The organism is Curtobacterium sp. 9128 (assembly GCF_900086645.1).
Lineage (GTDB): Bacteria > Actinomycetota > Actinomycetes > Actinomycetales > Microbacteriaceae > Curtobacterium.
The window spans coordinates 3,036,985-3,058,208 of record NZ_LT576451.1; the positions used below are offsets into that span (position 1 = coordinate 3,036,985).

Below are 21,224 nucleotides of genomic sequence, written 5' to 3' on the forward strand. Positions count from 1 at the left end.
CGGCTCCAGACGCTGGAAGCACCGGACGGGAGGCACGGTGCGGGGCCGCCCCGTGCCTCCAGGACGGCCGTGGCTGGCCAGGCGGCCGTGGTCGCGTGCCGCGACCGGCTACCGTGATCACGTGCCGCTCCGCCTCCCCGAACGCATCGCGATGTGCGTCGTCGCCGCCGCGTTCTCCGTGCTGAACCTGCTCAACAAGCTCCTCTGCACGGTTCCCCAGCCCGCCGACGTGTCCCGCGGCGAGTACGTCAACCGCTACGGCTGCTGGTCGGACGTGGTGTCGCTGTGGAACCAGCGCGACCTCGGCGCCCACGTGTTCCCGTACGTGTTCGGGACCTACCGCGGCGATCCGCCCGTCCTCGGCGGCGGCACGGTCGAGTACCCGACCCTCACCGGCGTCTGGGTGTGGTTCACCGCGTTGTTCGCGCACTCGGCGGCGTCGTTCCTCGTCGTCACGGGTGTGGTCGCTGCGCTCCTCGCCGTCGTCGTCACCCTCGCGCTCGCCCGCATCGCCGGGCGGCGGGCGTGGGTGTTCGCCGCGACGCCCCCGCTCGCGCTGTACGCGGCCTACAACTGGGACCTCCTGCCGGTCGCCTGCACCGTCGCCGGTCTGCTCGTGATGACCGCGGCGCCCCGGTCCTGGCCGCCGCTCGTCCGCTGGGCCGTCACCGGGTTCGCCTTCGGTGTCGGCGGGGCGTTCAAGCTCTACCCGCTGATGTTCCTCGCCGCGCTCGTGCTCGCCGCGTTCCTCGACCGTGACCTCGACCTGCCCGGTCGCCTCCACCGGTCCCTCGTCGCGCTCGGCACGGGTGTCGGAGCGGTGCTGGTCGCGAACGTGCCGTTCATGGTCGTGAACTTCGAGGGGTGGCTCTCCGTCTTCCAGTTCCAGGCGGGGCGACCGATCGGCGCCTCGACGCTGTCGGTCTGGTACTACGGACTGCTCCCGTGGTCCGCGGACCTCGACGGCCCGTTCCAGGACACGATGTCGATGCTCGCGACCGTGTCGACCGGCCTCGGCATCCTGGTCGTCCTCGGCGTCACGGTCGCGATCGGAGTCCGCACGGGACGCACCCCCTGGATCCAGTCCTCGGCCGCGATGCTCTGCGTGTACATGGTCTGCAACAAGGTCGACTCGCCGCAGTACGTGCTGTGGCTGCTGCCGTTCTTCGTGGTGCTCCGCCTCGGGGGGTGGTGGATCGCCGCGTACCTGGTGACGGACGTCGCGCTCACGACGGGCTTCTTCCGGAACGGGTACTACGCGGCGATCGGCCAGACCGGGGACACCTGGGCATCGCAGATGATGACCGCGGGGATCTGGGTGCGTGCCGCGCTGCTCGTCGTCTTCGTGGTGGTGTTCCTCCGGACGCCGGTGGTCCGCCGACCGCTCGCCGACCGGACGGCCACCGGGAGGCGTCGCGCCGATGTGTCCGTGGACGCACCACCCGCGCGGTGACCACGGCCGGACACCCCGTGCCCGTACACTTCCGGTGACCGTCAGGGGGACGGTCCTGATCGAAGGAACGCCATGACGCGCCCGCTCCACCGGTTCGCCCTCGTCGTCACCACCGCACTCGTCGCGATCGGCCTGGTCAGCGCCGGCGTCGTCGCGGTCACACCGTCACCGGCAGCGGCAGCCGCGCCCACCACCGGGCGGTACGTGCCGGTGGACACCGCCCGCGTCTGGTCCGGAACCGTCGGCACCTCCCCCACCGTGGTGACGATCGCCGGCAAGGTCGGCGTCCCGTCGAACGCCACCGCCGTCGTCGTCAACGTCGAGGTGGGCACCCCGACCGCGAACGGGTACGTCCGCGTCACGCCGCGTGGGTCTGACCCGCAGGTGGCGACCCAGGAGTTCTCCGCCGGACAGACGATCTCGAACCTCTCGACCGTGAAGCTCGCGCGAGGCGGTGTGCAGGTCAAGCTGTCGGCGGGGACCGGCACCGTGTTCATGGACGTCTCCGGGTACTACGTGGACGGCTCCGGTGCGACGTACACCCCCCTCGACGCGACGCGCGTGTTCCAGGGGACGGTCGGCACGACGCCCGTCCGGGTCCCGCTGACCGGAGTCGGCGGGGTCCCGTCGACGGCCACCGCGGTCGCCGTCAACACGCAGGTGCAGGACACGACCGCGAACGGGTACGTGCGCGTCACCCCGTCCGGCCAGGATCCGCAGGTGGCCGCGCAGGTGTTCACCCGCGGGACCGCGATCTCCAACCTCGTCATCGTGAAGCTCGTCGGGGGCGCTGCTCAGGTGAAGGTGTCGAGCGGCACCGCGACGGTGTTCATGGACGTCTCCGGGTACTACGAGAACTCGGACAGCGGTTCGGTGTTCGTGCCCCTCGACACCACGCGCGCCTACGCGGGCCCGGTCACGACCACGGCACGCGTCGTCCGACTCTCCGGCACGGCCGGTGTCCCGGGGACCGCCACCGCCGTCGTCGCGAACGCCGAGACCGAGAAGACCACGGCGGCCGGGTACCTCCGGGTCACCCCGGCCGGCAAGGACGCCCAGGTCGCGACCCAGGTCTTCGGGGCGAACCGCGCGGTGTCGAACCTCGTGATGGCGAAGGTGACCGGCAGCACCGTGAACCGCGGTGTCCAGGCGAAGGTGTCGGCCGGGTCGGCCACGCTCGACCTCGACGTGGCCGGGTACTTCATGGACGGGTCGTCCGGATCGGGCATCGGCGCGGACATCTCGTGGCCGCAGTGCGGCTCGGCGTCGACGTGGCCAGACGACATGGCGTTCGGCCTGATCGGCGTCAACAACGGCCTCGCGAACAACGACAACCCGTGCTTCGGGCAGCAGCTCGTCTGGGCGCTGGGATCGGCCGGTGGGACGACACAGCCGAAGGTCCAGCTCTACGTGAACACCGCGAACCCGGGTGAGTACTTCAAGAACAACCCGGGCGCGAGCCGGGCGTCATGGCCGACGAGCAACGCGGGGAGCGACTCGACGAGGCCGACGAACCCGTACGGCACGTGCACGAACGACACCGCGGGGCTCACGTCGACCGCGTGCTCGTGGATGTACGGCTGGAACCGCGCGGTGGAGGACGCGAACGACCGCAGCGTCTCGAACCCGGGCAGCTACCGGTGGTGGCTCGACGCCGAGACGAACGGCACGTGGCAGAGCGGGATCGGCCAGAACCGCGCGACCCTCGAGGGGATGACCGCGTACTTCACGTCGATCGGGGCGTCCGTCGGGCTGTACTCCTCGCCGTCGGAGTGGAGCACGCTGTTCGGCTCGGTCCCGTCGTCGAGCGCGCTGTACCGCCTGCCGAGCTGGCGCGCGGTCGGCACCGCCACGCTCGCCACGGCGCAGCAGTCGTGTGCGGCCACCCCGTTCACCGCAGGCGGGCGCATCGAGATGGTCCAGTACGTCGCCGACGGGTTCGACCGGAACGCCACCTGCGTGTAGGGCTCGGACTCAGCGCCGGTCCGCCCGCGGTCGGACGGACCGTCGTCGGGCGAACCGGCGCTGCAGTCCCCACTGGGTGACGCGGAGCATGGCCTCGAGCACGATGGCCTGACTCATCTTGGAGACACCGCGGAGCCGGTCTCGGAACCGGATCGGTACCTCGACGATGGTGCCGCCGAGGTCGTGCACGCGGAGCGTCATGTCGACCTGGAAGCAGTAGCCCTTGGAGTCGATCGAATCGAGGTCCATCCGGGCGATCACGTCGGCGCGGTAGACGCGGAACCCCGCGGTGATGTCCCGGACGTCGATGCGCAGCATCCACCGGGCGTAGGCGTTCCCGCCGCGGCTCAGGGCCTCGCGGTACTTCGGCCAGTCGACCACGGAGCCGCCGGGGACCCACCGCGACCCGATCGCCAGTGCGACCCCCGCGTCGCCCACGACGGCCTCGATGAGGGCGGGCAGCCGGTCTGCCGGGTGCGACCCGTCGGCGTCCATCTCGACGAGCAGGTCGTACCCCCGCTCGAGTCCCCACCGGAACCCGGCGACGTACGCGCTCCCGAGCCCGAGCTTGCCGGCCCGCCGCATCAGGTGGACGCGATCGTCGTGGGCCGCGATCCCCGCGACGACGTCGCCGGTGCCGTCCGGGCTGCCGTCGTCGACGACGAGCACGTGCGCGGTCGGCACGGCACCGAGGACGAGCGACAGGATGTCACCGACGTTCTCGGCCTCGTCGTACGTCGGGACGATGACGAGGGGAACCGGACTGGTGGTCATCGGGCGGGGGTGCTCCCCGGCTCGTCACGGCCGATCGTCCTGCTGGCGATCTCGGACGGCGTCGCGGACTCCGGGGCGGAGTGCTCGGTCGGCAGCCGGCGCTGCGCAGCACCCGGCGCCGAGTAGGTCAGGTAGTTGAGCCGGCTCGTCTCGCGTCGGAGCCGTGTCACGCCCTCCAGCACGAAGCCCAGTATCCACGTCAGGAACGCGATCACCATGAGCGATGCGGCGAGGAACGCGGTCGGGAACCGCGGGACGAGTCCGGTGCGTCCGAACTCGATGAAGAGCGGGATCGCGAGGACGATGCCGACCACCGCGAACAGCGCGCCGATGATCCCGTGGAAGAGCACCGGGCGCTCGAACCGGATCAGGTGCGCGATGAGGGAGAGGATCTTGAAGCCGTCGCTGTAGGTGTTGAGCTTCGACTCGGTGCCGGCAGCGCGGTCGCGGAACCCGACCGGGACCTCGGTGTGCGGGACGCGGAGGTTCATCACGTGCACGGTGAGCTCGGTCTCCGTCTCGAACTCGCGGGAGAGCGCGGGGAACGACTTCACGAAGCGACGCGACATGACGCGGTAGCCGCTCAGCATGTCCGAGACGGGCGTCCCGAAGAGCCGGCCGACCACGCGGTTGAACATCCGGTTGCCGGCTTCGTGACCGGGACGGTAGGCGGTCGACGTCGGGTCGTCCTGCCGGACGCCGAGGATGTGGTCGTACGGTCCCTCGAGCAGGGTCCTGATCATCTCGGGGGCGGCTGCGGCGTCGTAGGTGTCGTCGCCGTCGATCATCAGGTAGACGTCGGCGTCGATGTCGCCGAACGCTCGGCGGATGACGTTGCCCTTGCCCTTGGTGTGTTCGTACCGGACCTCGGCACCGGCACGACGCGCTTCGTCGTCGGTGCCGTCGGTGCTGTTGTTGTCGTAGACGTACACGTGGATGCCCGGGACCGCCTGCTTGAGGTCGGTCACCACCTTGTGGATCGCGGGTGCCTCGTTGTAGCACGGGACGATCGCGGCGATGACGAGGTCGTCGAGAGTCACGGGTAGGGTCCTTCAGTGTCACGGATCCGTCGAGCGGCGGGGTCGTGGTCACGAAACCCCTGCGAGAGGCTAACAGTTCCCGTGCTCGACGGCGGACGCGCCCCGCGGAACAGGAAGGACACCGTGTCGAGAGCATCCGAGTGGTTCGTCGGGCACCTGCGCCGAGGGGGCTCGTTCCTCGTCGTCGGGGGCATCGGCTTCGTCGTCGACGCAGTCGTCTACAACGTGCTGGTCTTCTGGGGCGGCCACGGCCCCCTCTTCGCGCTCCCCCTGCTCGGCAAGGTCATCGCGATCGCCGTCGCCAGCGTCGCCACCTACTTCGGCAGCCGGCTGTGGACCTACCGGGACCGGAGCGGCGAGCAGACGCTGAAGAGCTTCGGCGTGTTCGCACTGCTCAACGTCATCGCGATCCTGCTGCAGCTCGGCTGCCTCGGGTTCTCGCGCTACGTGCTGCACCTCGACTCCCCGCTCGCCGACAACGTGTCCGGCACGCTCGTCGGGCAGGCCGTCGCGACCGTCTTCCGCTACTTCGCGTACGGCAAGTGGGTGTTCCCGGACCGCAAGGACGGCGCCGAGGAAGCGGTCCGCCAGGCGGTCTGAGCGACGCTCAGCGCTTGTCGACCTCGTAGATCCAGAGCGTCTCGGCACCCTCGGTGATCTTCCGCACCGGCGAGATGCAGTCGTCGGTGACGGGCTGGTCGGACAGCACGTACTGCACGTTCTCCTGCGCGAAGCGGCTGCACCCGTCGAAGCTCACCTGGATCTGGTCACGGACCGGCAGGAAGAGCTGCGGCGCCCCGTCGCCGTCGAGCCAGTTGACGTTCGCGAGACGGTTCCAGACGTCCGAGGACTTCCCCGACGGGTCGATCTCGTCCCACATCTCCTCGGGCGGGTAGGTCTGCACGCCGTTGTAGGAGTGCGCGCCGCTCTCGAGGAGCATCGCCGTCGGGACGTACCCGCCGATGCCGACCCAGTGCGCGTCCGGGTCGTCCCGGACGATGGCCGAGACCGCACGGCCTGCCGTCGTCTCGGTACCGAGGTCGTACACGCCGCGGTACAGCGGGTTGACCTGTCCGCCGACCGCGACCGAGACGGCGAGCACGAGGAGCGCGCCGACGGCGATCCACCGACGCGCGATGCAGACGACCGCGACGACGAGCAGGACGGCGGCGTACCGCCAGGCGTGGGAGGCGAGCACGATCGACTGGCCCGCGTGCAGGTGGGTGTACACGACGGCGATCGATCCGGCCACGAGGACGACCGAGTACCCGGCGACGAGCCACGGGGTGCGCGCCGCACCGGTCCCGGCTTCGGCGCGCCGGCGATCGAGCCGTGCCGCGATGAGGGCGACGGAGGCCAACCCGAGCAGGTCGAAGGCGAGCCGGAGTCGCGCGTCCGTGCTGCGGTCGAGCAGGAGCAGGTGCGCCACGGCGTCCCAGTGCGGCACGAAGACGAACGCGAGCAGGATGAGCAGCACGACGACGGTCGCGAGTACCGGCCAGTCCATCCGCCGGCGTCGGAGCGAGGTGACGAGCAGCCAGAGCAGGACCGGCAGCACGAAGACGACGACCATGATCGGCGCGGCGCCCTCCGACTGGTTCACCGCGAGTCCGCCGATGTGTCCACTCTGGAACGACCGCTGGAACGGGCCGCTGAACAGCGACATCAGTGCGTTGTAGTTCGACGCACCGGTCGCCTCGAGGCGCTGCCCCGGGTACACGGTGCCGAGGACGGCCTTGATGGTGTCGATGCGGGTGAGCGCCCACACGCCGATCACCACGACGGCCCCCACCGCGGCCGACGCGAGCGGGACGAGCCGCAGGAGCGTGCCGCGCCACGGGACGCCGGGGGTGCGGAGCCGTTCGACCAGGAACCCGATCGCGAGCGCCACGAGCACCACGCCGGCCGGGACCATGTACGGCACGTAGATGCTCATCACCATCGTGACGGTGAGGTACCCGGTGATCACGGCGGCCACGATCGACGGCCAACGCCGGGTGGAGCGGAACGCCCACAGCACGGCGGTGAGGCCGGCGAAGGCCCACGCCACCGGCCAGATCGTCGTCGGCAGGAACCACCACTGGATCATCGGCGACAGGCACAGCGCGACGGCCAGGAAGGCCGCGGTCGCCGGGCGGCGCGGCATCACGGTGACCGCGAACACGTACGCGGCGACCAGGGCGCCGAGGACCGGGATCCACCACCGCACGGCCATGCCCTGGTCGAGCGGCAGGAAGAGGAAGCCCACGACGTGCGGGCGGAAGACGCTCGACCAGTCCCACGACGGCAGGTCGTTCTGGATGGTCGCGTCCATGCCACCGGGGAACGACTGGTTGACGACCGGGAAGCCCTCGCGCACCTGCGACACGATCCAGCTCGACTGGACGAGCCACTCGTCGCTCCTGATGCCCTGGGGGTGGCCGGCGAGGAGGTTCGGGTCGGTTCCCGTGCCGAAGCTCTGCCAGTACACGCCGGTGGAGCTCCCGGAGATGCCGAGCGCCACGAGCACGACCACGATGAGCGCCGCGACGACGGGGAAGCCGAGCAGCACGACGAGGTTCGGGAGTCCGGACGCCCTGGGCTCGACGACCCGTTGCCAGCCGGCCTCGAGGCGGACCCACGCCGTCAGGAGCGGGTTCCGTGTGCGGGCTCGGTCGGTGGTGGGTGCGCTCACGCGGTGATCTTTCGGGTTGGTTCGCCTCACCCGACGGTGACGGCCTGGCAGCCGAGGAGGACGTTCTTCCCGGCCCCGACATTTATCGCATACGAGCAGACGGTGTGCGAACCGGCTCGCGCGGCGAAGGACTGGTTGATGCCGTGCGCGGAGCCCGCCGCCGGGTAGATCCGACCCACGTCGGCGCGCGCCGCGTTCGCCGGCCCGGACGCGACGCCGACGCCGTCGAGGTACGTGTCGACGCGGATGGCCGTCTTCTGCTGGTCGGGATCGATCGTCCACCCGTTCACCTGCACCCGGCCGGCCGCGGGCGACGAGGCGTCCATGCCGCCGAACGGCGAGGAGTTCGCAGCGATCGTGGCCGTGTCGCAGCCGAGCGCGGTGTCACTGCCGCCACCGACGTTCTTCGCGGTCACGCAGATCGTGTGTGCACCCTGCCGGAGGTCGTAGGACACGTTGATCCCGTGCTTCGCTCCGTACTTCGGGTACACCCGACCGATGTCGCCGCGCGTGGCGTTCGCGGTGGAGGTGCCCATGGCGACACCGTCCACGGTCAGGGCGATCTGCACCGGTGCCGTGGTGTCCGGGTCGATCGTCCAACCGTTCACGGTCGCGGTCGACCCGCTCGTCGTGACGTCCATGCCACCGAAGGGCGACGCGTCGGCGACGGTCACGCTGCGGCAGCCGAGGTTCGTGCTGCCGCCGGGCCCGGTCGCGTTCAGCCCGTAGACGCAGACCTGGTGCGTGCCGGCCGACGCCGAGACGGTCGTGGCGATGCCGTGTGCGTTGCCGTAGTTGGCGTAGACGCGCCCGACGTCGGGACGTGACGCGTTCGCGACCGAGCGACCGCGGTTGCGCCCGTCGACGTAGACGTCCACGGAGATCGACGCGGCAGTGTCGGGGTCGATCGTCCAGCCGCCGACGGCGATCGTGCCTGCCGACGGGGACGACACGTCCATGCCACCGATCGGGGACCCGGTGGACACCGCGACGGTGACGCACTGGCCGATCTGGGCGTTGGACCCGGAGCCGATGTTCACGCCGACGGCGCAGATCGAGTGCGTGCCGCCGCCGACCGTCAGGGTGTTCAGGATCCCGTGGTTGTTCCCGGCACCCGGGTAGGCGCGGCCGACGTCCGGTCGGGATGCGTTGGCGGGCAGGGTGCCGAGGAGCTTGCCGTCCGAGTACCACTGCACCTGCACGGTGGCTGCCTTGTTGTTCGGGTCGAGCGCCCAGCCGCCGACCTGCACGTAGCCGGGGCCGTACTGCTTGGCGTCGATGCCGCCGAAGGGGTTGTCGGCGGTGGAGACGCCGAACCAGTCGTTGTAGAGCCGCCAGAAGTTGCGGTTGCCGTAGGCCGAGCAGCCGTCGCCCGTGCCGTACAGGTTGTTCAGCGCCGCCTGGTTCGGCGTGTACGGCGTGTAGTAGTACAGCGCCGCCGTCGCCTTGTTCTGGATGTAGACGCTCTTCGTGCCGCACGCCGCGTTCGGGCTGTACTGCACGTTGCGGTTCGCGCCGGGGCCGAACCAGGTGAAGTAGTTGCTCGTGCCGGCGGGGTTGCCGTAGCGCTTCCACTGCCACGACGCCCAGAAGACCTGGTTGCCGACACCGGAGTACGCCGGGTCGCATCCACCGTTGGCGCTGTCCGGGCACGCGTAGCCCATGGCCCGGGCGAGCACGGCCGCTGACGGGTTGCGGGCGGTGCCGCCGTTCACCAGCGTCTGCTCCTTCTGGAGCGTGACGAGGATGACCTTGGGGTTGATGCCGCACGCGGCGCCGACACGGGCGATGATCTGCGCCGCGGAGAGCGAGGTCCCGCCGGCGACGGCGTTGCACATCGCGTCGGCACCGTGGCTGTTGAGCGAGTAGCGCCCGACGTTGAGGCACGAACTTGACGCGCAGGTGCCGACCTGGGCGTTGAGGAAGGTCTGGATGGCCGTCTCGGACATCCCTCCCCCGTTGTAGAACTCGGAGTCCGGGATGATGTTGCCCGGGTCGAACTGCGAGCCGCTCAGTGCGGATGCGGAGTCCTGCGACGCGGTCGGTCCGGTGATCTGGAAGCCGACCAGGACGCTCGCGACGGCGAGCACGCTCGCGGCGACGGCGATGAGCTTTTTCACGTCGGGGGCCTCCCTGGGGCGGCGACGGGGGTGGTTGGCACGCGCTTCGCGGTGGCGGCCGAAGCCGGATCCCTGGAACCGGCCAAGTCACACGTGCCACAGCAGGCTACCTCGATCACAGTGATCACACAGCCCCCAAGCCCTCCCCCGAACGGGAGGCGCGGCGCGGCTCCGCGCCGTCAGTGCGTTCCCGAGATGGTCACCACCTGAGTGCGTGTTCAGTCTGCGGTGTCGACCAGCGTCTCGACGCGCACACGCGCGGCGCGGTCGAAACCGTCCGCCCGGCGGGCGCGACGCGCGTGGCGGAGCACGGCAGGGGCCTCCAGGACGAGCCGGCGCCACGCGGACGGCGCGAGCTGCGCGCCGGACGGACGCGCCAGGTCGCGCAGCATGCGCACGACGGTGCGCACACCGACCCGGAGCGCGAAGGCCGGTGAGCCGTTGCGCACCACGACCGCGAGGCGGTTCCGCATGCTCTGGTACCGGACGAGCGGTGAGTCGCTGCCGGAGCTGGCGGCGTGCCGGTGGACGACGACCGCATCGGGGGCGTAGCGGACGTCGAACCCGGCGAGCCGGAGCCGCCACGCGACGTCGAGGTCCTCGTAGTACATGAAGAGGGACTCGTCGAAGCCGCCGACCTGCTCGAGCGGTCCGCGGCGCAGGAACACCGCTCCCCCGGAGAACCCGAACAACGGCGCCGACTCCGGCGCGTCGTCGATCGGGCGCAGCCAGTCCCGGTCGCGACCGTTGCCGGCGCGGTCGACGACGACGCCGGTGCCGTTGACGAGCGTCTGACCGGTGCCGGACCGACGCCAGCGCGTCCCGTCCCCGGCGACCAGGTCGTCGTCGCCGCGGTCGGCGCCGGTGACCCGGGTGAAGGCGCCCTCCAGCACCGCGGTGGCGGCCACCGCGGCGACGACGTCACCGCCGGCGGCCAGCACCGCGAGCCCGCGGTCGAGGAACCCGTGGTCCGCGACCGCGTCGTTGTTGAGGAGCACGACGACGTCACCGGAGGACGCGCGGATCCCGCGGGTGACCCCGCCGGCGAACCCGGAGTTGGTCGGCTCGGCGACGACGACCGCGTCCGGGTGGTCGGCGCGGTAGGCGGCGACGGTCGCGTCGTCGGCCTCGTTCACGACGATCACGAGCTCGATCGCCGCGTCGACGCGCTGCGAGCGCACGGAGTCGATCGCCCGACGGGTGAGTTCGGGCTGGTGCCAATCGACGATGACCACGGAGACGTCCACGCCGCCAGTCTCCCAGGCTCCCGGGCGGTCCGAGCCCCGGGCCGCCCGCACCGTGGATACGGCGTCGGTATAGTGGTGCCGCCTTCCGGGGCACCACCGCCAGCCGACGTATGGAGTTCGTCCGTGTCCACTTTCGCGCCTCGCGTGTCCGTCGTCGTCATCAACTTCCGCGGAACCGACGACACGCTCGAGTGCATCGCCCGCCTCAGCGAGGTCGACTGGCCGGCGGACCGTCTCGAGATCGTCGTCGTCGAGAACGGGTCGGGTGACGACAGCGAAGCGCGCCTCCGTGCCGCGCTCGGCGAGCAGAAGAACGTCAGGATCATCGTCTCCGAGGAGAACCTCGGGTTCACCGGCGGCAGCAACCTCGGTGCCCGTGAGGCGAGCGGCGACGTCGTCGCGTTCCTCAACAACGACGCCAAGCCCGACGTCAACTGGGTCAAGGAGGGCATCGCCGGGTTCGCACCGAGCCCCCGCGTCGCCGCCGTGGCCAGCAAGGTCCTCGACTGGGAGGGCAAGACGATCGACTTCGTCGAGTCAGGGCTCAGCTGGTTCGGCATGGGCTACAAGAACCACATCGCCGAGCTCGACGACGGCCGCTTCGACGAGCCGCGCGACCTGCTCTTCGGCACCGGCTCGGCACTCTTCGTGCGCCGCGACGTCTTCCTCGAGGTCGGCGGCTTCGATGAGGGCCTGTTCATGTTCTACGACGACGTGGACCTCGGCTGGCGCCTCAACCTGCTCGGCTACCGCGTCCGGTTCGCGCCGCGCTCGGTCGTCTACCACAAGCACCACGGCTCGATGAAGTCGTTCGGCGACCACCGCGAGATGTACCTGCTCGAGCGGAACGCCCTGCACCTGCTCTACAAGAACCTCTCCGACGAGAACCTCGGCACCTTCCTGCCGGCAGCGCTGGCGCTCCTGGCCCGCCGCGCGGTGGCGAAGAGCGGCCGCGACTCCGGCGAGTTCGACATCCGCCGCTTCACCGGCGCACCGGACGAGTTCGACCCGACGACGCCGATGTCCAAGGAAGCCGTCGCCGGCCTCTACGCGCTCGACCAGTTCGTCGCCGACCTGCCGCGCCTGTCCGAGGACCGCCGCCGCATCCAGGGCCAGCGGGTGAAGACCGACAAGGAGGTCTTCCGGCTCTTCGGCGACGCGTTCAAGCCGCTGTTCGAGGACGGCTACTTCCTCGAGGGCTACCAGGCCATCATCGAGGCCTTCGACGTCGAGCAGCCGATGCACCGAAACCGTGTGCTCGTCATCACCGGCGACGCCCTCGGCGAGAAGATGGCCGGCCCCGGCATGCGCGCGTGGAAGATCGCAGAGGCCCTCAGCGAGCACAACGACGTCCGTCTCGTGACCTGGAACGTCGCGAACCGCAAGTCCGACACGTTCGAGGTCTCCCGGGTGCCGCTCCAGCACGAGCGCACCATGAAGGACCACGAAGAGTGGGCCGACGTCATCTTCTTCCAGGGCTACGCGCTCCACCACTTCCAGACGCTGCAGCGCTCGAACAAGATCATGGTCGTCGACCTGTACGACCCGATGCACCTCGAGCAGCTCGAGCAGGCTCGCGACAACGGCGACGTCGGCTGGCGCAACCAGGTCACCTCGACGACCGAGGTCATCAACGCCCAGCTCGAGCGCGGCGACTTCTTCCTGTGCGCCTCGGAGCGCCAGCGCCTGTTCTGGCTCGGCCAGCTCGCCGGAGTCGGTCGTGTCAACCCGGACAACTACCTGGCGGACGACAACCTCAACAAGCTCATCGCCATCGCGCCGTTCGGCATGGACTCCACCCCGCCGAAGCACGAGCGCAAGGCGATCCGCGGCGTGACGCCCGGCATCGGCGAGGACGACAAGGTCGTCATCTGGGGCGGAGGTATCTACAACTGGTTCGACACCCCCTCGCTGGTCCGCGCCGTCGCGAAGGTCGCCGAGACCCACGACGACATCCGGCTGTTCTTCCTCGGCGTCGCGCACCCGAACCCGGACGTGCCCGAGATGGCGATCGTCTCCGAGACCCGCCGCATCAGCGACCAGCTCGGCCTGACGAACAAGCACGTGTTCTTCAACGAGCAGTGGGTCGCACTCGACGACCGGCAGAACTACCTGCTCGAGGCCGACGCCGGCGTGTCGACGCACTTCGCGCACATCGAGACCACGTTCTCGTTCCGCACGCGCATCCTCGACTACATGTGGGCGAACCTGCCCATCGTCACGACGGACGGCGACAGCTTCGGCGACCTCGTCGCAGCGGAGGGCATGGGCGTCGCGGTCAAGGAGCGCGACGTCGACGGCCTCGCCGCCGCACTCGAGTCGATGCTCTACGACGAGCAGGCGGCGCAGGCCGCTCGTGACGCCGTCAGCCGTGTCCGCTCGGACTTCACGTGGGACCGCGCCCTCGCGCCGCTCGTCGAGTTCTGCAAGGACCCGCACGTGGCCGCGGACCGCGCCCACGAAGCCGCGGTGCCCGCGGGGTCCGTCGCGGCCGGCGGACGTCCGCGCGTCGCCCTCAGCCCGGCCCGCCAGCGCGAGCTGCAGTTCCACCAGATCGCGAACAGCCGCCACGGCATCTCCCGTGACGTCCGTCTGGCGACCTGGTACCTCCGCGAGAACGGCGTCTCCGGGCTCCGCGACAAGGTGCAGAACCGGGTGCGCATCATGCGGGAGAGCAAGAACGGCCGCTGACCTCAGGCGGCCCCCAACGGCCGCCGATGTACAGTTGTCCGTCGCCCGCGTCGAATGTAAGGACCCCTTTTGAGCAACATCGTCACCGAGCGGTTCGATCGCCTCCGGCAGGAACACATGGTTCCCGCCGGTCGACCGGCCACGGCCGTCATCGGGTCGCTGCGCGAGATCTTCGCGCACCGGCAGCTGCTCGACCTGCTGATCCGCCGCGACCTGAAGTCGCGGTACAAGGACAGTGCCCTCGGGTTCGCCTGGACCCTGATCCGTCCGCTCGTCCAGCTGGCGATCTACTACTTCGTGCTCGGCGAGATCCTCGGCGCGTCCCGGAACATCCCCGAGTTCGCGATCTACGTGTTCTCCGGGCTGACCCTGTACGGGCTCTTCAGCGAGATCGTCGCGGCCGGTACCGCGTCGATCGTCGGGAACGCCGGCCTGATCAAGAAGATCTACCTGCCCCGTGAGATCTACCCGCTGGCGAGCGTCGGCGCCGCGCTGTTCAACTTCGGCGTCCAGCTCGTCGTCCTGCTCGCGGCCGCGATCCTGCAGAGCGGCTTCGCCTGGATCCGTCCCGACCTGCTGTACTTCTTCCCGGCGACCCTGGTGATCCTGATCTGGGCCACCGCGTTCGCGCTGCTGCTCGCCGCGGCGAACGTCTACCTCCGTGACATGCAGTACCTCGTCGAGGTCCTCGTGCTCCTGCTCATGTGGGGCTCCCCCATCGTCTACAGCTGGCAGATGGTCGCGACCCGCGCACCCGAGTGGCTGCTGAGCATCTACACGTCCAACCCGATCACCCTCGCCGTCCTCGGCATCCACCGTGCGTTCTGGACCGCCGGTGCCGACTCCGAGTACCCGTCGCACCTGCTGCTCCGCCTGGTCGTCGCCGGTGTCGTCGGCCTCGTCGCGCTGCTGGTCTGCCAGCGGGTGTTCGCCAAGCTGCAGGGCAACTTCGCCCAGGAGATCTGACCCGATGAGCATCGACAACGACATCGCCCAGGAGACCCGGTCCCCGTTCACCGACGCACCGGCCGTCGTCACGGTCAAGAACGTCTCGAAGCGCTTCACGATCCGCAAGGACAACTCCCTCAAGGAGCGCATCGTCACCCTCGGCCGCGCCGGACGTCGGCACAGCGAGGACTTCTGGGCGCTCAAGGACATCAGCCTGGACATCCCGGCCGGCACCACGATCGGGCTGCTCGGCCCGAACGGCTCCGGCAAGTCGACGCTGCTGAAGACCATCGGCGGCATCCTCGAACCGACGACGGGTTCGGTCGAGCGCCGTGGTCGTCTCGCCGCACTCATCGAGCTCGGCGCCGGGTTCCACCCCGACCTGACCGGCCGCGAGAACGTCTACCTCAACGCCGCGATCCTCGGCCAGACGCAGGAGGAGACCGAGGCCCGCTTCGAGGACATCCTGCAGTTCTCCGGCATCGGCGACTTCATCGACACCCAGGTGAAGTTCTACTCGTCCGGCATGTACGTCCGGCTCGCCTTCGCGGTCGCGATCAACACCGACCCTGATGTCCTGCTGGTCGACGAGGTCCTGGCGGTCGGTGACGAGCAGTTCCAGAAGAAGTGCCTCGACAAGATCCGCGAGTTCCAGGAGCAGGGCCGCACGATCATCCTCGTGTCGCACTCCCTCGGACAGGTCCAGGAACTCTGCGACTCCGCCGTCGTCCTGCACCACGGCGAGGTCAAGTTCCAGGGCTCGGCGCGCCTCGCGGTGAAGAACTTCCGCGAGATCCTCGAGGGCCGTCGTGTCGCCGAGGCCGAGGCCGCGAACCCCGAGGCGGACGCGAACCCCGGCAAGGTCGAGCACGTCGAGCTCGAGATCCCCGGCCGCGCCCCCGGGGCCGAACACCGCCACGGCGACGACCTGGTGATCCGTGCGACCTTCTCGCACAAGGACGTCCTGCCCGAGTGGCGTGCCGGCATCAAGATCGAGACGCACCTCGGCCACCCCGCGTTCGGCATCGACAGCCGCCAGACGCAGGTGCGGCACGATCCGCTCCGCGGCACGGCCACCGTCGAGTGGCACCTCACCGACCTGCGGCTCGGTGGCGGCCAGTACTTCGTGCACGTCTTCCTCGCGAAGCCGAACGGCGAACACATCGTCATCGAGCGCGAGGCCGCGCGGTTCGTGGTCGTCGACGAGGACACGCAGTCCGGCATCGCCTGGACGAAGACCACCGAGCGCCAGGTCAAGGGCTGACGTGCAGGAACGGCCGGTGCTGATCGACGCCACGTCGGTCCCGCCGAACCGTGGCGGGGTGGCTCGGTACATCTCGGGGCTCCTCACCGGCCTGGCCGACCTCGACGTCCGCGTCGACGTGATCGCGAAGCCCGGTGACCTCGACTGGCTCCGCGGGCTCGCACCGGTGCACCGCTACCACGCGGCGCCGGGGTGGACCGCCTCGCGGCCGGCGCGGTTCGTCTGGGAGCAGATCGGCCTGCCCCGTGCGGTGCGCCGTGTCGGGGCGACCATCCTGCACAGCCCGCACTACACGTTCCCGGTGACCCGTGCCTCCAGGACGGTCGTCACCCTGCACGACGCGACCTTCTTCAGCGACCCGGCCGCGCACTCGAGACTGAAGGTGCTCTTCTTCCGTACCTGGACGCGCCTTGCGCGCCGGTTCGCCCGTGCCACGGTGGCACCGAGTGCCGCCACGGTCAGCGAGCTCGACCGGTTCGCCGGTCCCGCGCGGACGGCGACGGTGGTCGCCCACCTCGGGGTGGACGCCGCCCTGTTCCACGCACCGGGCGCCGACGAGGTCGCGGCCTTCCGCAGCACCCACCGGATCGACGACGGCACGGAGTGGATCGCGTTCCTCGGCACCGTCGAACCACGGAAGCGCGTGCCGGAGCTCATCGCAGCGCACCGTGCCCTCGCCGACCGCACCGGCACCGACGTCCCCGCGCTGCTCGTCGCCGGTGGCCTCGGCTGGGACGAGACCGCCCGCGGACAGCTCGAAGCGGCCGGTGACCGACCGGGGGCGCCGCTGCGCTACCTCGGGTACCTGCCGATCGACCAGCTCCGCGCCTTCCTCGGTGGCTCCCGCGTCGTCGCCTACCCGAGCATCGCCGAGGGCTTCGGCCTCCCCGTGCTCGAGGCGATGGCGTCGCGTGCCGACGTCCTGACCACGGACCGTCTGGCGATCCCGGAGGTCGGCGGCGACACCGTCACCTACACCGAGCCGGACGCCGGCCCCATCGCGGACGCACTCGAGCAGCTGCTCGCGCAGGACCCCGCGGTCAGGGCGGACCGCGTGGAGCGCGCCGGTGCTCGTGCCGACGGCTTCACCTGGGCCGCGTGTGCCCGTGCCCACCTCGGGGTGTTCGCATGAGCGGGCGGGCCGCGATCGTCACGGTGTCGTACAACTCCCTCGACGTGCTGCCGCCGTTCCTCACGTCCACGGCGGACGCCAGCGCCGACGACGTCGAGGTCGTCGTGGCGGACAACGACTCCGCCGACGCCGACGAGCTCCGCGGCATCACCGAGGCGGCCGGCGCACGCTTCCTGGAGCTCGGCGAGAACCGCGGGTACGGTGCCGCGGCGAACAGCGCGGTCGCCACGCTCGACCGGGACGTCCGATGGGTCCTCGTCTCGAACCCCGACGTCGTGCTCGAACCGCTCGCACTCGACCGGATGATCGCCACGGCGTCCGCCGACACCACGATCGGCGCCGTCGGGCCCCGACTCCTCGAACCCACCGGCGAGGTCTACCCCTCGGCGCGGCTGGTGCCGTCGCTCCGGACCGGACTCGGGCACGCCGCGTTCGCGAACGTCTGGCCGGGGAACCCGTGGACCAAGCGCTACCGCCAGGACGGCGACCACTCCGCCCGGCGCGACGCCGGGTGGCTGTCCGGCGCGTGCGTGCTGGTCCGCCGGGACGTGTTCGACCGGCTCGGCGGCTTCGACGAGGGCTACTTCATGTACTTCGAGGACGTGGACCTCGGCTGGCGGATCGGCAAGGCCGGCTTCCGCAACGTGTACGACCCGTCGGCCACCGCCGTCCACGTCGGCGGGACCGCCACCAAGGGTTCGTCGGAGCGCATGCGGAAGGCCCACCACGAGAGCGCCTACCGGTTCCTCGCGCAGAAGTACTCCGCGTGGTGGCTCTGGCCACTCCGCGTCGCGCTGAAGGTCGCACTGTCCGTGCGTGCCCGCGCCACCCACACCCGCTGACCCACTAGCGTCGTACCGCAGCCCGACCCGTTCCCGAACCGGAGTTCTCCCCGATGATCCTCGCCGTCACCCTGATGGTCCGCGACGAAGCGGACGTCATCCCCGCCTGGCTCGACTACCACGTCGCGCAGGGGTTCGACGTCTTCGTCATCACCGACAACGGATCAGTCGACGGCACGACGGAGCTCCTGACGGCCTTCGCCGAACGCGACGACGTGACCGTGGACCTGCGACACGACCCCGTGCACCGGAAGCAGCAGGGCACCGTCGTCACGGGCATGGCACGCGACGCGGCGACCGTCCACCACGCCGACTGGGTCGTCAACGCCGACGCCGACGAGTTCATCGTCCCGGTGGACCGTTCCCTGACGGTGCGACAGGTCTTCGAACGGCTCGACCCCGCCATCGGCGCGTTCACCGTGCCGGTCGTGAACCTCACCGGTCGTCTCGCGAAGTCCGGCGGGGGCATCGAGCGACTGCACTGGCGTGACGAGCGCTCCGTCGACGACCTCCGTGCGGCCGGCCTCGTCGCACCACCGACCACCAACGCGATCCACGTGGGCTCCCCCGACGTCACCGTCGTGCAGGGCAACCACCAGGTGAGCGTCGCCAACGGCGCCCCGGTGCCCGATGCGCTCCGGCTCGAGGTCCTGCACCTGCCGTGGCGCTCCTGGAAGCAGTACGAGCACCGTGTCGACGTGAGCGGCAAGGCCTACGAGGCGAACCCGGACCTGACCCCGAGCCCGCGCCACCACGGCATGCGCGACTACCGGCGGCTGCACGAGGGCGTCCTGCAGTCGACCTTCGCGCTCCGGTTCGTCACCGACGAGGACGCCGTCGACGGCCCGTTCACCCGGGACGACGGCGTGGCCGAGGTGCTGCGCCGCGCCGGCTCCCCCGCCGTGGACGCCGGAAGCGACCCGCTCGTCCCCGCGGCAGAACTCCTCCGCCTGCAGACCCTCGGGCGCGCGATCACCGAGCGGGACCTGCGGATCGAGGAGCTCGAGGACCAGGTCCGCGTCGGCGAGGAGACGGCGAACACGCTCCGCTCGACCGTGCAGTTCGAACGGGAGCGTGCCGAGGCCGCGATCCGCGAGACCGCCGCCCGTGACGCCGAGCTCGCCGCGATGCACGCCAGGCGGGTGGTCCGGCTCGCCGACAAGGCCGGGGACCTCGCGCGCCGGGTCCGCCGCCGCTAGCGAGCCGACGCGGCGCGCGCGCTCCTGACGGCGTCGAGCAGCACCGCTGCCCGGCGCGCGAACGAGTGCTCCGCGCCGATCCGTTCCCCGCGGACGCGGCGCTGCTCGTCCGTCGCCGCTTCCCCGCCCGCGACGAGCGCCTGCAGCGCCTCCACCGAGTCGTACGTCCGGACCGCACCGTGGAACAGCTCGTCGACGCCTGGGACCGGGTCCGTGACGACGAGCGCTCCTGATGCCGCGGCGTCGAAGAGCCGGTTCGACAGGAACCCGTCCCGCGCCATGTCGTCCCAGTGGTCGTTCAGCACGACGCGAGCGCTGCGGTAGAGCGCCGGCAGCTCGTCGTTCGGCACGAAGACACCGCGGTGCACGCCCTCCGGCAGCAGCCCCTCCCAGCCCTCGCCCCACACCGCCATGTCGGCACCGGCCGCCACGGCGTCGCGGACCACCGGCCGGAACACCGCCCGGGTCTTGCCGACGAACGCCGTGTCGAGCCCCGCGTACGCCGGGTCCTGGCTGCCCGGGTGGAACCGCGCCGGGTCGGTGGCCTGCAGGAGCGGAGCAATGGGCAACCCGGTCGACGACGCCGTGCGGGACGCCCACGCCGGTCCGGCAGCGAACCGCAGGTCGTAGCGGGCGAGTTCGGCCGGTGTCAGCAGGTCGGGGTGCGAGATCACCCAGAGCACGTTCGTCGCCGATGGGTGCACGGGGGTGTCGTCGAGCCCGCGCAGCGTCAGTGCGACGTCGTCCAGGTGCTCGGAGAACGGCCGGACGTGGGACTCGCGGTGGTCGATCACGACCTCTTGCCCGAGGGACCGGAGTGCGGCGGCGAGGTCGCGCGCGAAGAACGTGTCGCCCCAGTCGTCCCCGCGGGGTCCCGGGTGTGCGGCGATCCGGATCGACCACCGGAGCCGCTCGCCGCGGTCGAGGAGCGTCAGCCGCCCCGGACCGCGTTCGGCCCGGACGATCGGCTCCCGCAGCGCGACCGGTGCGCCCACCTGGTCGGCCGACGGCACGCCCGGCACGAAGCCGAGTCGGCCGAGCGCGGCGGTGGCGGTGTCGTCCGTCCGTCCACCCCAGGCGAGCAGGGCGTCAGCGGCATCGGTGTCGTAGCGGCGCTCACGCAGCGCGGTCGTCCGGTAGACCCGGCCGAGCGGCACGACGACGCAGTCGCCGTCAGCACCGTCCGCGGTGTCCCGGGTGAGCCGGGCGACGGCCGTGCGGGTGTCGACGGTCCGGACCGGTGCCGCCAGGTCCGCCGTGCGGGTGGCGAAGCACGGCTCGTCAGCGGCGAAGACGGCGACGCCGTCGAGGACCTCGGCGTCCTCGGCGGGGTGGCCCCGGAGGAGCGACGCGACGGGAGCCGTCGCACGCGGCAGCACCGCACCGGCGCTCGCGACCACGTCGTCCCCGGTGCGGACGACGGCCAGGGCGACCCGTGCCTCCTGGCCGAGCGCGCGGAGCAGGCGGCCGTACCCGTCGACCGGCACCGTGACGGACGCGTCCTGGACGACGACCGATGCGCTCGTCAGGAGCGGGCGTGCCGCGGCGACCGCGCCGCCCCAGGTGGCCGCGACGGTCGCGCGGGCGGCGACGTGGTCGTCGCCGTCGACGACGGCCGGGTAGACGCTCGTCGGACCGGCGTGCACGTCGTACGCGCTCACGACGACCGACGCCGCGCCGGCCGCGCGCGCGGCCGCGACCGCCGCCAGGTATGCGCCGTCGCGGTACGCGGACTCCGCGACGGTGACGACGACGTCGAAGCCGCCGTCACCAGGTCGCGGCGCGTCCGTCACGAGGGACGTGTCGACCGGGAGGCTCGTCTCGCCTCCGTCGGTCGGGTCCGGTGCCGACGTGGCCGGCTCGGGCGAGCCGGGC

At 70.9% G+C, this 21,224-nt stretch carries 15 protein-coding genes; 9 read left to right on the forward strand and 6 right to left on the reverse strand.

The genetic code is table 11. From position 1 onward, the window contains the following. Nucleotides 1-121: 121 nt before the first annotated feature. Both QK288_RS14470 and QK288_RS14475 read left to right on the forward strand, forming a co-directional pair. Entirely contained in the window at nt 122-1,453 is a 1,332-nt protein-coding gene (locus tag QK288_RS14470) for a hypothetical protein (RefSeq protein ID WP_281264981.1), read from the forward strand. A 72-nt stretch (nt 1,454-1,525) separates the two neighbouring features. Further along, nucleotides 1,526-3,418, forward strand: a complete 1,893-nt coding sequence (locus tag QK288_RS14475) for a hypothetical protein (RefSeq protein ID WP_281264982.1) — start codon at nt 1,526-1,528, stop codon at nt 3,416-3,418. A 9-nt stretch (nt 3,419-3,427) separates the two neighbouring features. Here QK288_RS14475 and QK288_RS14480 read toward each other — a convergent pair whose 3' ends face one another. After that, nucleotides 3,428-4,192 carry a polyprenol monophosphomannose synthase gene (locus QK288_RS14480; RefSeq protein ID WP_281264983.1) on the reverse strand — a complete coding sequence of 255 codons (765 nt, stop codon included), beginning with the start codon at nt 4,190-4,192 and terminating at the stop codon, nt 3,428-3,430. After that, entirely contained in the window at nt 4,189-5,232 is a 1,044-nt protein-coding gene (locus QK288_RS14485) for a glycosyltransferase family 2 protein (RefSeq protein ID WP_281264984.1), read from the reverse strand. The genes QK288_RS14480 and QK288_RS14485 overlap by 4 nt, the downstream gene beginning before the upstream one ends. Before the next feature lie 123 nt (nt 5,233-5,355). Here QK288_RS14485 and QK288_RS14490 point away from each other — a divergent pair, with 123 nt between their 5' ends. Beyond that, complete coding sequence (locus QK288_RS14490; protein ID WP_281264985.1) at nt 5,356-5,832, forward strand: GtrA family protein; 477 nt, start codon at nt 5,356-5,358, stop codon at nt 5,830-5,832. A 7-nt stretch (nt 5,833-5,839) separates the two neighbouring features. Here the strand turns inward: QK288_RS14490 and QK288_RS14495 are convergent, their stop codons facing one another. The 3 genes from QK288_RS14495 to QK288_RS14505 all read right to left on the reverse strand — a co-directional run bounded on the left by QK288_RS14495 (nt 5,840) and on the right by QK288_RS14505 (nt 11,273). Then, complete coding sequence (locus tag QK288_RS14495) at nt 5,840-7,906, reverse strand: hypothetical protein (RefSeq protein ID WP_281264986.1); 2,067 nt, start codon at nt 7,904-7,906, stop codon at nt 5,840-5,842. Nucleotides 7,907-7,932: 26 nt separating this feature from the next. Further along, a complete protein-coding gene (locus QK288_RS14500) occupies nt 7,933-10,026 on the reverse strand; it encodes a hypothetical protein (RefSeq protein ID WP_281264987.1) in 2,094 nt (697 codons plus the stop codon). Between the two features lie 218 nt (nt 10,027-10,244). Next, nucleotides 10,245-11,273 carry a glycosyltransferase gene (locus QK288_RS14505; RefSeq protein WP_281264988.1) on the reverse strand — a complete coding sequence of 343 codons (1,029 nt, stop codon included), beginning with the start codon at nt 11,271-11,273 and terminating at the stop codon, nt 10,245-10,247. A gap of 123 nt (nt 11,274-11,396) precedes the next feature. Here QK288_RS14505 and QK288_RS14510 point away from each other — a divergent pair, with 123 nt between their 5' ends. From QK288_RS14510 to QK288_RS14535, 6 genes are all read left to right on the forward strand, one after another. Then, nucleotides 11,397-13,964, forward strand: coding sequence for a glycosyltransferase (locus QK288_RS14510; RefSeq protein ID WP_281264989.1), 2,568 nt, complete (start codon nt 11,397-11,399; stop codon nt 13,962-13,964). 69 nt (nt 13,965-14,033) lie between these two features. Continuing rightward, complete coding sequence (locus QK288_RS14515) at nt 14,034-14,930, forward strand: ABC transporter permease (RefSeq protein ID WP_281264990.1); 897 nt, start codon at nt 14,034-14,036, stop codon at nt 14,928-14,930. A 4-nt stretch (nt 14,931-14,934) separates the two neighbouring features. After that, nucleotides 14,935-16,176 carry an ABC transporter ATP-binding protein gene (locus QK288_RS14520; RefSeq protein ID WP_281264991.1) on the forward strand — a complete coding sequence of 414 codons (1,242 nt, stop codon included), beginning with the start codon at nt 14,935-14,937 and terminating at the stop codon, nt 16,174-16,176. A gap of 16 nt (nt 16,177-16,192) precedes the next feature. Continuing rightward, a complete protein-coding gene (locus QK288_RS14525) occupies nt 16,193-17,308 on the forward strand; it encodes a glycosyltransferase family 1 protein (RefSeq protein WP_281264992.1) in 1,116 nt (371 codons plus the stop codon). Then, nucleotides 17,305-18,150 (forward strand): glycosyltransferase family 2 protein, encoded by an 846-nt coding sequence (locus QK288_RS14530; RefSeq protein ID WP_281264993.1) that lies wholly within the window; start codon nt 17,305-17,307, stop codon nt 18,148-18,150. The genes QK288_RS14525 and QK288_RS14530 overlap by 4 nt, the downstream gene beginning before the upstream one ends. Before the next feature lie 53 nt (nt 18,151-18,203). After that, a complete protein-coding gene (locus tag QK288_RS14535) occupies nt 18,204-19,349 on the forward strand; it encodes a glycosyltransferase family 2 protein (protein ID WP_281264994.1) in 1,146 nt (381 codons plus the stop codon). Here QK288_RS14535 and QK288_RS14540 read toward each other — a convergent pair. After that, entirely contained in the window at nt 19,346-21,142 is a 1,797-nt protein-coding gene (locus QK288_RS14540) for a glycosyltransferase (protein WP_281264995.1), read from the reverse strand. The two genes, QK288_RS14535 and QK288_RS14540, sit on opposite strands and share 4 nt — an antisense overlap. Between the last annotated feature and the right edge of the window lie 82 nt (nt 21,143-21,224).

Coding starts and splice junctions, on each gene's coding strand:
- QK288_RS14535 (WP_281264994.1), top strand. CDS start 18,204: ATGATCCTCGCCGTCACCCTGATGGTCCGCGACGAAGCGGACGTCATC.
- QK288_RS14530 (WP_281264993.1), top strand. CDS start 17,305: ATGAGCGGGCGGGCCGCGATCGTCACGGTGTCGTACAACTCCCTCGAC.
- QK288_RS14475 (WP_281264982.1), top strand. CDS start 1,526: ATGACGCGCCCGCTCCACCGGTTCGCCCTCGTCGTCACCACCGCACTC.
- QK288_RS14480 (WP_281264983.1), bottom strand. CDS start 4,192: ATGACCACCAGTCCGGTTCCCCTCGTCATCGTCCCGACGTACGACGAG.
- QK288_RS14520 (WP_281264991.1), top strand. CDS start 14,935: ATGAGCATCGACAACGACATCGCCCAGGAGACCCGGTCCCCGTTCACC.